Below are 12,302 nucleotides of genomic sequence, written 5' to 3'. Positions count from 1 at the left end.
AAAATTTAGTAAGAAGGAATCAATTGGTTAATGTTCCATATCCTGCCGTAATCCTTAATCTTATAATAAAAGGAAAGAAATAAGTAATTATAACCAGGTTGTACATTTAATTTTTTGAAAGTTTAACATCATCTAATCAAGAATAACCCAGCTATTGCCGGGTTATTTTTTGCTTAATCGTTTGTCCCTATATTTAGTCCAAAAATAGATTTGGTAAATATTACCCATATTTAGTTCATAAAGTTTTCTATTAAAATCAAAAAGGATATGATATATAAATATCATAGTAGTAGTTCAAAATAATATACATAAACACGGGGGAATCAAAAGACATGACGGTTCTACAAATTTTAAGTTTAATAGGAATCGATATTTTGTTATCGGGTGATAATGCAGTTGTTATCGCATTAGCTGCCAGCAAAGTGCCACCTCATTTGAGAAATCGAGCTATTTTCGGCGGGACATTAATGGCTATTGTGTTAAGGATTGTAGCAGCAACAGTGTTAATTCAGTTTCTAGATTTACCGTTCGTGCAACTAGTGGGCGGTTTAATCTTGTTACGGATCAGTTACAATTTAATCGCACATAAAGAAGAAGATGACCCGAATATCAAACCATCAGATAAAGTTTGGGGTGCAATCAAAACGATTGCGATTGCCGATTTCGCCATGTCTATTGATAATGTGATCGCGTTATCAAGCGTTGCAGAAGGAATTCTGCCGATTGCTGTTGGAATTGCCATCTCGATCCCAATCATTATTTTTGGCAGCAAATTATTAACGAGCTTAATGGAGAGATATCCAATCATCGTTTATGCGGGTGCAGGATTATTAACCTATGCTGCCGGTAAAATGATGGTTGAAGATAAAGGATTAGAAAAGTTCCACATCTTAATTCCGGATTCACTTCATTTAGTTGTTCCAATTGCGATGGCGATTATTTTGGTAGTAGCAGTGTTTTTAAAGAACAACTTGGCAAAAGAAGCAAAAGCCACCATATAATAATGAAAAGCACCGTTCAATTCGGTGCTTTTTCAATGCTTTGACTTGCCTAATATCATTCCATTTCATTATAATGGTAATATAGGAAAATATATAATTTCTTAAAACCCTTTTATTCAATGCCATTATCACTGCCATAATTCTTCTAAGAGCTCTTTTACATTCTCATTTACAATTATTATTTTCATTCTCCTCTACTTTTTTTGAACAGCTAATATAATAGTCCGGGTGCCCTGGATCATGATTTTAGTATTTCTCAAATATTTAATTTTTCCTCTTTATCATGAATTTCACAAATCAAACTTAGACTGTACTTACATTACCTATGAAACTTCATTATTTAGTACACCTTTTCATAATTACGAGAAGTTTCTGGTTGCCGTAATATATTTTTCCTTATTTGCTAGACTTATATCATTCAAATTAATTCGAAATTTTCTTTAAATTTTATTCATTATTTGCTTTCAATTTGTTTCTTGATTTATTATAATGATTACATAATAATTATTATAATTCTAGTTTAAAACTAGATATATAATTATAATACTTCTAAACTTATACAAAAGGAGAGATTAATAACATGGATGCTAAAAACAATGGAACTGGCCAGGGATGCCCTTTTCACGGCGGTGCTACAAGTGTCAAATCAAGTGGTACGTCAACTCGAGACTGGTGGCCAAATGCGTTAAACTTGAATATTCTCCATCAGCATGACAGAAAATCCAACCCAATGGGTGAAGACTTTGATTATGTAGAAGAATTTAATAAATTGGACTACGCTGCACTTAAGCAGGATCTTCAGACTCTAATGACAGACAGCCAAGATTGGTGGCCTGCTGACTATGGACATTATGGTCCATTCTTTATCCGTATGGCTTGGCACTCCGCAGGTTCTTATCGTACTGGTGACGGCCGTGGCGGCGGCGGAACTGGCAACCAGCGTTTTGCTCCACTGAACAGCTGGCCTGATAACGGTAACCTTGATAAAGCACGTCGCCTGCTATGGCCTATTAAGCAGAAGTATGGGAACAAGATCTCTTGGGGCGACTTGATGATTTTGGCAGGTAATGTAGCGATTGAATCAATGGGCGGGAAGACATTTGGTTTTGGAGGCGGCCGCGCAGACATTTGGCATCCAGAAGAAGACATCTATTGGGGAAATGAAAAGGAATGGCTAGGTGATAATCGTTACACAGGCGAACGTGATCTTGAGAATCCACTTGCTGCTGTTCAAATGGGACTTATCTATGTTAACCCAGAAGGTCCAAACGGCAAACCAGATCCGCTTGCATCGGCTCACGACATTCGTGAAACGTTTGCACGGATGGGAATGAACGACGAAGAAACAGTAGCACTAATTGCTGGCGGACATACTTTCGGTAAAACACACGGCGCAGGTGATGCTGCTCATGTTGGTCCGGAGCCAGAAGCGGCACCTTTGGAAGCACAAGGTTTAGGCTGGCTAAGTACATACGGCAAAGGCAAAGGCCGTGACACCATCACAAGCGGTCTTGAGGGTGCATGGACTGCTAACCCAACACAGTGGGATAATGGTTACTTTGAGCTATTGTTTGGATATGAATGGTGGCTTACAAAGAGTCCCGCAGGTGCATGGCAGTGGCTTATTGTAGATCCTGCTGAAGAGCATCTTGCACCGGATGTAGAAGATCCATCCATTAAAGTGCCTACGATGATGACCACCGCTGATATGGCATTGCGTCATGATCCAGTATATGAGAAGATTTCTCGTCGTTTCTATGAAAATCCAGATGAGTTTGCAGATGTATTTGCTCGTGCATGGTTCAAACTAACACACCGTGACATGGGCCCTGCTTCAAGATATCTAGGTCCGGAAGTTCCAGAAGAAGAACTTATCTGGCAAGATCCTATACCTGCCGGCAATTATGATTTAACAGATGCTGATGTAGCTGAAATTAAAGCAAAGATTTTAGACTCAGGACTTACAATCAGCAAGCTGGTAACAACTGCTTGGGCTTCTGCTAGTACCTACCGTGGCTCAGACCATCGCGGCGGTGCTAATGGTGCACGCATCCGTCTTGCTCCACAGAAGGATTGGGAAGTGAATCAGCCGGAACAACTAGCACAAGTGCTACAAGTACTTGAAGGCATTCAAAAAGAGTTAGATAAGCCAGTCAGCTTGGCCGATTTGATTGTATTAGGCGGTAGTGCCGCAATCGAAAAAGCTGCACAAGATGCAGGCTTTGATGTAACGGTTCCTTTTGCTCCGGGACGCGGCGATGCCACACAAGAGCAGACGGATGTAGAAAGCTTTGCGGTACTAGAGCCGATTTCTGATGGTTTCCGTAACTATCAGAAGGGACATTTTACTGTAAGTCCAGAAGAGCTTCTAGTAGACAAGGCACAACTACTAAACCTAACTGCTCCAGAAATGACTGCCCTAATTGGCGGCTTGCGTGTTCTAGGTACAAACTACGGCGGTACACAGCACGGTGTATTCACTGAGCGTGTAGGACAACTCACGAATGACTTCTTTGTTAACTTGCTTGACATGGGAGTGCAGTGGAAGCCTGTAGGAGCAAACGTCTATGAAGGACGTGATCGCAAAACAGGTGAAGTAATCCGTACTGCAACTAGAGTGGACCTAGTGTTTGGTTCAAACTCCGTTCTACGTGCTATTGCTGAAGTTTATGCTCAAGATGATAACAAGGCAAAGTTTGTGAATGACTTTGTCGCTGCATGGGTCAAGGTGATGAATGCTGACCGCTTCGATCTTCAGTCTGCTGAGCTTAAGAAAGGTCAATTAGCAGCGAAGTAAGTTTATAAAGTAAAGAAACCGCCGTCACACTGACGGCGGTTTCTTTAGGATGTTATTACAGAATGTTGATTTCACTGTGTTTGAAAAATAAACGGAAAAATTCCGTTTAAATTGGGAAATACCCATATTTCCTTTAAAATAAAGGAAGATTTTCCGTTTATATGATCCAAATCCTTAAATTTTGTCTTATTTAGAGAAGTTAATCGAAATTTCTCCGCTTATATCTGCTTCTTAAGCTTCCTCTATATACATTAGCCGAAAATTCTCCGCCTATTAATTCTCATACCTACACGAAAATCAACAATGAATAATTACAGAGCCTTTTGTTAAAAAAATACTTGTTTGCGATACTGCGCTGGAATCGAACCCACCCCACATAAAATCCCTATACATCACTTTATCTATTTAATTGTTTCACTTTAATAGGCTTCGTTTCCTTACTCACTTTAATGATTTCCCCGATAATACTGATGGCAATTTCTTGTGTTGTTTCTGAGCTAATATCCAATCCGATTGGAGAATGAACCTGCTCCAAAAGTTCTTCGCTTACCCCTTCGTTTTTTAGTTTTTGGAGTATGGTAATAGTTTTACGCTTGCTGGCGACCATGCCAACATAGGCAATCGGATATTTTAGTGCCGTATTTAATACGATATCATCACCATCTTTTGTTACTATTACCACAAAAGACTTTTCATTTGGGTTGGCAGCGCGCAAAGCTTCTCCAATATCCTCATTCACAAAAATGTCGGTGGCATTGGGAAAGCGTTCCTTTGTCGCATAACCAACACGGTCATCGACTACGCTGTAAGGAATTTCAAGGAAGTCAGCAAGCGTTGCTAGCGCATGCGCAAGATGACCGGCGCCAGCCAAAACGAGTTCCGGCCTGCTTTTATACACTTCAATAAACACCCGCAACGTGCCGCCGCAGCTCATTTGAATTCCATCTTTTGCATGTCTGTTCAATTTGTATTCAACGATTTTCGATTGCCCTTTTTCAAGCGCCTTGACGCTTTCTTCGATGATATAGTGTTCGGCCAATCCCCCTCCGACAGTACCTTCAATCGAACCATTACGGTATACAATCATTTTTCCAACATGCCTGGGAGTCGAGCCCTTTGATTCAATTATCATAGCAAGTGCAAAGGTTTCGTTTTGACGGTTCAGCATGGCCACTTTTTCCATTAATAACATGAGTAGCTCCCCCCTTTATAGAAAGGCAATTTTCTAAAAGATTATTGTTTTTTCCTAATTAATGTATAACCGAAAAAGAATTCCTATTTGCCTTTATAAACTACGAATGGAATGGAAAAATTCTTTGCCTCGGGCGCATACGACTTTTCTATGCGACTGAACTCTTCATATAATCACGGGCTTGGGCTCATATGACCTTTCTATGCGACTGAACTTTTCTTAAAATCAATGGTTCGGGCGCATAGACCCTTTCTATGCGACCGAATGCTTCTTTAAATCACTGGTTCGGGCGTATAGAGCCTTTCTATGCGATCGAATGCTTCTTTAAATCAGTGGTTCGGGCGTATAGAGCCTTTCTATGTGACCGAATGCTTTTTTAAATCACTGGTTCGGGCGCATAGAGCCTTTCTATGCGACCGAATGCCTCTTTAGATCACTGGTTCGGGCGCATAGAGCCTTTGTATGCGACCGAATGCCTCTTTAGATCACTGGTTCGGGCGCATAGGGCCTTTCTATGCGACCGAACTCTTTAAAAAATCATGGTTCAAGTCGCATACGGCCCTTACCTACTTCCGAATACTCTATTAAAAAAATTAATTCGGTTGATATTGCTTCAAACTAAGAAAATAACGTAATAGATTTAAAGCTACTTTTTTTCTATAGATAGCTGTCGAGCGCTGATCATCGATTGGCCGAATAATCTTATCGAAGGCTGCCACAACCTCATCGATGTCTGTATCTGCTAATGGTATGGTTTTTCCAATCAGTTTCTTCTCAATATTAATGGAACGGACCATCGTAGGGCCGACTGCCCCGAATGCAAAGCGGACATCCTCGACTCGAGAATCATTGACCCGGATAAGTCCTGCAAACCCTACTTTAGCAATGGCATCTGCGTTGCGGTTGCCCACCTTCTCAAACACAACATGTGAACCTTCTTCTAATACGGACGGCAAGATAATTTCAGCCAAAATTTCATTGTGTTGACGCCCAACCCTTCGCACCCCTTGTATAAAATCGCTAATCGCAACGACCCGATTACCATTAACGGACCGCAGCAAAAGCTTGGCATTGTACACATATAACAGTGGCAGTGTGTCACCAGCCGGAGAAGCGTTGCAAATATTTCCTCCCAATGTCCCTCTGTTTCGAATCGCCGGTGCTGCAATCGTTTTTATTGCGTTCTTTAAGGGAAGCGGGATTAACGGTTCCTCAAGTAATTCACTATAAGTACAGCAGGCACCGATATGGAGGTCCTTTTGATTTTGATACACACGTTTTAGTTCGGATAGTTGGTCAATAAAAACAACTGGGTTTGGAATTTTCGGGGGGACTCCCCTTCTACTTTTGTGAAGGACCATAACATCGGTGCCTCCGGCAATGATAGTACAGGTTTCTTTATTCAATTGGCTCAACGTTTGGTCTAAACGATCGAAGCGATATGCGGTTATTTTTTCTGCCATAAGCCGTCCCCTTTTTTCGCTGCTAGGTTGATCGCATCCACAATCATATTGTAGCCGGTGCACCGGCACAGATTTCCGGAAATCCCTTCCCTAATTTCAGCCTCTGAAGGATGAGGGTTTTTGGATAATAATGCGGCACTGGCCATGACCATCCCAGGAATGCAGTAACCGCATTGCACGCCTCCGGCACTGGAATAGCTCTCATCCAAAATCTTAAATTGTTCCGATTCCATGATCCCTTCTATCGTTACAATATCAGCTCCATCAATCGAACCAATTGGAATCAGGCAGCTGTTTTGCAGAAGATTATTAACAAACACGCTGCAGGCTCCGCATTCTCCTTCACCGCAGCCTTCCTTTGTTCCGATTAACGCAAACTCATCTCTTATAAAATCTAGTAATCTTGCTGTGGGAGGGGCATCCGTTTCTACCAATCTTCCATTAAGCGTAAATTTTATCAACCATGTTCACCTGCTCTCATTCATAGACTTTCGATTATGACTTCCGGTGTAATGGGAATTTGCTGAAAAGACGTTTGAAGTGCATCCTCAATCGCCGCTTGAACCGCTGGAGCGCCGCCGATTAACGTCAATTCTCCTGCACCCTTCGCCCCGTATGGACCATCCGCGTAAGGATTATCAAAGACCTTGCTTTCAATGGAAACCACGTCCATGGAAGTCGGCGGGCCGTAATCTGAAATGCTTTTTTGCTGGATTTTGCCTTGCTTTGACGTCATCTTTTCTAAATAGCCGTACGCCAATCCTTGGGCCAAGCCGCCGTCAATTTGGCCTTTCAAAATCCGGTTATCAATGGCTTTACCCACTTCATAACTGCCGTATACTTTTTCCAACTTTACATTCCCTGTTAACGTATCCACTTCTACTTCGACGATATTCACGCCCCAGGAATAAGCCGGGTAGGCATCCCCCGTAAAGGTCTTCTCATCCCACGGAATCATTTCACGGTGAACATAGTTCTCCACTACTTCCTGTTCCACCCCGGTTTGCCACTGCGCCTTCAGTTTTTTGGCGGCGCGTTCAAGCAATTTCCCGACAATCATGGTCGTCCGGGAGGCTACGGTTGGGCCGGAGTCTGGCACCTCTTTTGTATCGGGGTCAGGGTACAAGACTCTGTCAAACGGGAGATCGAGTGCTTGGGCGACAATTTTACTCAGCGTTGTATAAATTCCTTGTCCCATATCAGAATTGGAGATCTTTAGTATAACGTTGTCATCCTTTGATTTAACCAGCTTGACTGTTGCTTTAATGTGATCTCTTTCGCCGCTGCCTGTAAATCCACAGCCGTGGAGGAACAGCGAAGTTCCGATGCCTTTTTTATAGCGCAGATTTTGTTGATTGAAACGCTGGAACTCCCCTTTTTTCTTTTTAAAATCTGACGCATTTAGCAAATCCTCAATCATGTCTTCCATTAAGATTGGGTCGCGGAATTGGCCTTTGGTAATGGTGGGGTCTCCTTGTTTGACGAGGTATTTTCGTTTATATTCAAGTGGTTCGATGTTTGCTAGATTACTAAGATGGCCCATATGACTTTCGATTCCGGCAAAACTTTGCGGAGCTCCAAACCCTCTGAAGGCCCCATTTGGAACGGTATGGGTCTTTAAGACGTATCCTTTTGCATGAAAATGTGGAATTTTATAAACGCCTGCGCTGTTTAATAAGGCACGCTGCAGCACGACTGAGCTTAATCCAGCATTTGCTCCTCCATCAAGAAAGACATCCACACACATACTCAAAATATTTCCTTCTTCATCAATAGCCGTTCGATATTTAAATTTGGCCGGATGCCTTTTCGTGGTTACCACCATATCTTCAGAGCGGTCGAACACGAGCATCACCGATTTCTTGACGGCATTTGCCGCAACCGCGACATGACACGCCATCATTGAAGGAAATTCTTCTTTGCCGCCAAAACCTCCGCCAGTGGGGCTTTGAACAACTCTGACTTCATCATCACCGCAGGCTAAAGCGCTTATTAACGCATTTTTTATATAATAAAGGCATTGCATCGAGCCTTGGACGACAATTTCATCTTCCTTATAGATGCCGAGCATTCCTTGCGGCTCTAGGTAGACATGCTCCTGATAACCCGTTGAATATTCTTCTTCAATGATTTTGTGGGCTCCCTGCTCGATCGTTCTAATCGCCTCTAAGCTTTCTCCAAATTCATAGCTTGCCATTGTAACCCCGGGTGCTGATTTTTGTTGGATGGCATCATCCAATGTGTAAATTGCCTGATGTTCTTCAAATTCAATCTTCACTTCATTTAGCAAACGGTATAGGATATCCAGCTCTTTTCCAACGAGCATAAGAATAGGTTCCCCAATATAATTGACCCACTCATTGGCAAAAATGGGCTGATCTTCTTGGATGATTTTCACAACATTCGGGCCAGGGATCTGCTCTGCCCCAACCGCTTCATACCCTTCAGGAAAGTTTGGCAATTGAATGGATTTGATTTTTCCAAAAGCAATGGGCGAACGAACCAAAACGCCATAAACCATATTTTCCACTTTCACGTCACTAATATAAGCCAACTGGCCCGACACTTTACCACTATGGTCCTTTTTGGGCACTGCGGTGCTTATGTCTTTGAGACTCATTACATACAACAACACCCTTCGACTCATTATTTATTAATAGAAACCTCTTCCTACAATTTTATAAATAAGAATGATATTTTATGATTCATTTTTGCCCCCATTACGTTGTATAAGCCATTTTAGTTTTAAAATAATCCATGGCTGCTTGGTAATCCTCCGGCGTATCGACATCCATTAAAACACCCGGATCATTTACATTCAGATAATTCTTATCGTAATTGGCGAGGACCATCCGTAAATTGCTTTTTGGATCGGTTTCAAGAATTTTCCGTTTCACATCACTTGATAATTTAATAGGGTGACCACCTTTATAATTAAAGCTGGGAATAACTACATCCCCTTTGTGTTTTGCGATTAGCTGAACGGTCTCTTTTTTAACAAGCGGACAATCTCCCGGAGTTAGTAAGATGGTTTGGGCATTTACTTCAGAGCAGCCCTTTTGGATGGAACTAAACATTCCTTGGTTAAAGTTTTCATTATAAACAAACTTCATCTCGAATGAATAGGCATTTTTACTGCTGATTTTTGCTATTTCCGCTTGGATGATTTCAGCTTGAAACCCAGCTACAATGATTACTTTGCTGATTAATCCTTCAAATTTAGAAATCGTTTGCTCCAATACGGTCATATTCCCTAGTGGCAGAGTCATTTTATAGGCATTCGCCCGGCTGGAATATCCAGCTGCTAGGATGATAGCTTCTATATTGGTCACCTCCGAGAATAAAACTTAAAGGATCACAAAAATGAACAGTGATCCTTCGGATTTATTTATTCAAATACTTGCGTCTGCCGAATGATCCGATTTGAGATCTTCTAATATATCATTATTTTTTTGCTCTTCCCTTTTATTTAAAAATAGGTTGAGCACAATAGCGGTAATACTTCCTATTACTATCCCGTTTTGGAAAAGCAAACGCAAACCCTCGGGCAATTTAGCAAATGCATCAGGAATCACTGCGGCTCCCAGACCAATTCCTACCGAAATCGCTATAATCAGCAGATTTTCATTTCTTTGGAAATCGACACGGGAAAGCATTTTGATACCAGAAGAAATAACCATACCAAACATCGCAATCATTGCTCCCCCAAGAACAGGATTTGGGATGATCATTGTAAGCGCTGCCACTTTTGGCACCAATCCTAATATCATCAGAATCACACCGGCGGCAATGACGACATTGCGTGTTTTTATTCTCGTAAGGGCAACCAACCCCACATTTTGGGAAAATGTCGTATATGGAAAAGCGTTAAAGATTCCTCCTATAAAACTAGCCAAACCTTCTGCCCGCAATCCTTTTTTGATGTCAGACGATTCCAGTTTCTTCTCGCAAACATCCCCCAATGCCAAAAATACACCTGTTGACTCAATTATGCTTACGATGGCGACGAGAATCATCGTTAAGATAGCGGTTATATGGAAAGTGGGAATCCCGAAGTAAAACGGCTGCACCATGTGAAACCAGGAAGCCTGGCCAACTGATGATAAATTCACCATGCCCATCCCCATCGCAACCAGGGTGCCTAAGATCATGGAAATTAGAACAGAAACAGCTCTCATGTAGCCTGAAAGGTAGCGGTTAATAACGATAATGAGGACTAGTGTCAATGCCGCCAGTAATAAATTTCTTACGTTCCCAAAATCCGGTGCCCCTACTCCTCCTGCAACGTTGTTCATCGCCACAGGAATAAGTGATATTCCAATGATTGTTACAACAGATCCTGTTACGACAGGAGGAAAATACCTCATTACTTTACTCATGAATTGAGCAAGTATCATGACAATGATCCCGGAGACGATGATGGCACCATAAATAGCGGTTATGCCCTGAAGTTTTCCAATGGCAATCATCGGTCCAACTGCCGTAAAAGTACACCCTAATATAACTGGAAGCTTAATTCCAAAATACCTTCCTCCTACTACTTGAAGTAATGAGGCAATTCCGCAGGTGAACAAATCGATGGAAATAAGGAAAGACAATTGCTCCGGTGTCATGCCTACCGCAGGTCCAACAATAAGTGGAACGATAACGGCCCCAGCATACATGGCCAAAACATGCTGAAGACCTAAAGTCCCTATTTTCCATGGAGTTAACTTTTCCATTAATATGCCTCCCTTGGTAAAGACTTTTTGAGCAGTGTAACAACTTCTGGGCATCCCCCCTTTCTAAAAACGCTAAATTTTGTTTAACTAACGGCAAAAATTTGCCGTGTAAAATCTCCCCTCTTAGTCGACGGAGGAGGCTTTACATCAAATCAATTCTCTCTCAATCATTGATATCTTTTTCTTTACTTGCCAGTGGGAATTCAATTTGAACGTATTTTTTATTTAACAAGTCTTATATAGTGTAAATTCTCTTTAAATTATATTTCTGATAATAATAGATATACCTGTCTACAACGTTAAGATTAATAATGAGCATTTAACCAAATTTAAGAATCATCCAACAACGACAACAATTGCTTGTTTGCACTCACGTTCGTATAACCAAATATTAGCGTCCCAAAACTCAATAATTTCTTTGACATCATCTGTTTTTTGATTATTGGCTGTATGTGGAGTGAGATCCAAAGCTTTTTGTTTTTGTTTTTTATTTTCTTTTTCTTTTTCTTTTTCTTTTTCTTTTTGTCCACGTATCGTAAAACAATGCGTGAACGTATCGTCTATCGATTCGTATTCCTCATCGATATATGTATCATTTTCTTCCAGATCGCTAACTTCATTGCCAAAAGGCATCTCGTCTTGTTTACAAAAAGATTCATAGAGGCTGCGGATTTCCTCTCTTTGTATGGATTCCAAAACATAATAAATAAGCGTGGAATCCTCGACATCCTTTAATTGGGAAAAAATACAGTCCATGACTGGCTTGCCAGCCTTATGCAGGTTATCTTTCCCCCAGTATTTAATCGCCAGCTCCCTCGTTTCAGAATTGTAACGAATCAATTTATGATGCTCGATGAATCGTTCCATTAAGGAATGAACCGTCTCAATCGAATAGCCCAAATCAAAAGCCATTCGTTTTTTCGTAATTTTATAGATTCCAATTTGTGTTGTTTGTGGATTGGTAAGGAGATAGAGATAAAAATACCTGTCCTCCGGGGTCATCTCTTCCAAAACAATCGGATTGAACCAAAAGTCTGTTCGAACCATTCGATACTTTGCCATCATCAAACACTGTCCTTCCTACAAAAAATATCCTTTACTTAATATTTAGTGTTTAATGAAGAATGC

At 41.2% G+C, this 12,302-nt stretch carries 8 protein-coding genes and 1 pseudogene; 2 read left to right on the top strand and 7 right to left on the bottom strand.

Annotation, left to right across the window (positions count from 1 at the left end; translation table 11 throughout):
- Window positions 1-332 precede the first annotated feature (332 nt).
- Complete coding sequence (locus tag ACZ5B7_RS10935) at window positions 333-1,001, top strand: TerC family protein (protein WP_464493733.1); 669 nt, start codon at window positions 333-335, stop codon at window positions 999-1,001.
- 580 nt (window positions 1,002-1,581) lie between these two features.
- Window positions 1,582-3,798 (top strand): catalase/peroxidase HPI, encoded by a 2,217-nt coding sequence (gene katG / locus ACZ5B7_RS10930; protein WP_464493732.1) that lies wholly within the window; start codon window positions 1,582-1,584, stop codon window positions 3,796-3,798.
- Window positions 3,799-4,195: 397 nt separating this feature from the next.
- On the opposite strand, the gene ACZ5B7_RS10925 is transcribed toward katG, so the two are convergent.
- The 7 genes and pseudogenes from ACZ5B7_RS10925 to ACZ5B7_RS10895 all read right to left on the bottom strand — a co-directional run.
- Window positions 4,196-4,990: an XdhC family protein gene (locus ACZ5B7_RS10925; RefSeq protein ID WP_464493731.1), complete on the bottom strand. Its 795-nt coding sequence runs from the start codon at window positions 4,988-4,990 to the stop codon at window positions 4,196-4,198.
- A 593-nt stretch (window positions 4,991-5,583) separates the two neighbouring features.
- The gene (locus ACZ5B7_RS10920; protein WP_464493730.1) at window positions 5,584-6,453 is read right to left on the bottom strand and encodes an FAD binding domain-containing protein; all 870 of its coding nucleotides are present in this window, start codon (window positions 6,451-6,453) and stop codon (window positions 5,584-5,586) included.
- The gene (locus ACZ5B7_RS10915; RefSeq protein WP_378581238.1) at window positions 6,438-6,914 is read right to left on the bottom strand and encodes a (2Fe-2S)-binding protein; all 477 of its coding nucleotides are present in this window, start codon (window positions 6,912-6,914) and stop codon (window positions 6,438-6,440) included. Before ACZ5B7_RS10915 ends, ACZ5B7_RS10920 begins: the two co-directional genes overlap by 16 nt.
- Before the next feature lie 20 nt (window positions 6,915-6,934).
- Window positions 6,935-9,073: a xanthine dehydrogenase family protein molybdopterin-binding subunit gene (locus tag ACZ5B7_RS10910; protein WP_464493729.1), complete on the bottom strand. Its 2,139-nt coding sequence runs from the start codon at window positions 9,071-9,073 to the stop codon at window positions 6,935-6,937.
- Window positions 9,074-9,173: 100 nt separating this feature from the next.
- The gene (locus ACZ5B7_RS10905) at window positions 9,174-9,785 is read right to left on the bottom strand and encodes a nucleotidyltransferase family protein (RefSeq protein ID WP_464493728.1); all 612 of its coding nucleotides are present in this window, start codon (window positions 9,783-9,785) and stop codon (window positions 9,174-9,176) included.
- Window positions 9,786-9,845: 60 nt separating this feature from the next.
- On the bottom strand, window positions 9,846-11,174 hold the full coding sequence (locus ACZ5B7_RS10900) for a nucleobase:cation symporter-2 family protein (RefSeq protein WP_464493727.1): 1,329 nt from the start codon (window positions 11,172-11,174) through the stop codon (window positions 9,846-9,848).
- Between the two features lie 492 nt (window positions 11,175-11,666).
- A pseudogene (locus ACZ5B7_RS10895) lies at window positions 11,667-12,236 on the bottom strand (DNA replication protein DnaD); the annotation flags it as partial.
- Window positions 12,237-12,302 lie beyond the last annotated feature (66 nt).

Source organism: Neobacillus sp. S1115 (genome assembly GCF_055385565.1).
Note: the sequence above shows the minus strand (reverse complement) of the source record. Positions and strands in the feature narration are given on the sequence as shown.

Bases quoted from the DNA above. Each gene is read 5' to 3' on its own strand.
- ACZ5B7_RS10935 (WP_464493733.1), top strand. From the start codon at position 333: ATGACGGTTCTACAAATTTTAAGTTTAATAGGAATCGATATTTTGTTA.
- katG (WP_464493732.1), top strand. From the start codon at position 1,582: ATGGATGCTAAAAACAATGGAACTGGCCAGGGATGCCCTTTTCACGGC.
- ACZ5B7_RS10925 (WP_464493731.1), bottom strand. From the start codon at position 4,990: ATGTTATTAATGGAAAAAGTGGCCATGCTGAACCGTCAAAACGAAACC.
- ACZ5B7_RS10920 (WP_464493730.1), bottom strand. From the start codon at position 6,453: ATGGCAGAAAAAATAACCGCATATCGCTTCGATCGTTTAGACCAAACG.
- ACZ5B7_RS10910 (WP_464493729.1), bottom strand. From the start codon at position 9,073: ATGAGTCTCAAAGACATAAGCACCGCAGTGCCCAAAAAGGACCATAGT.
- ACZ5B7_RS10900 (WP_464493727.1), bottom strand. From the start codon at position 11,174: ATGGAAAAGTTAACTCCATGGAAAATAGGGACTTTAGGTCTTCAGCAT.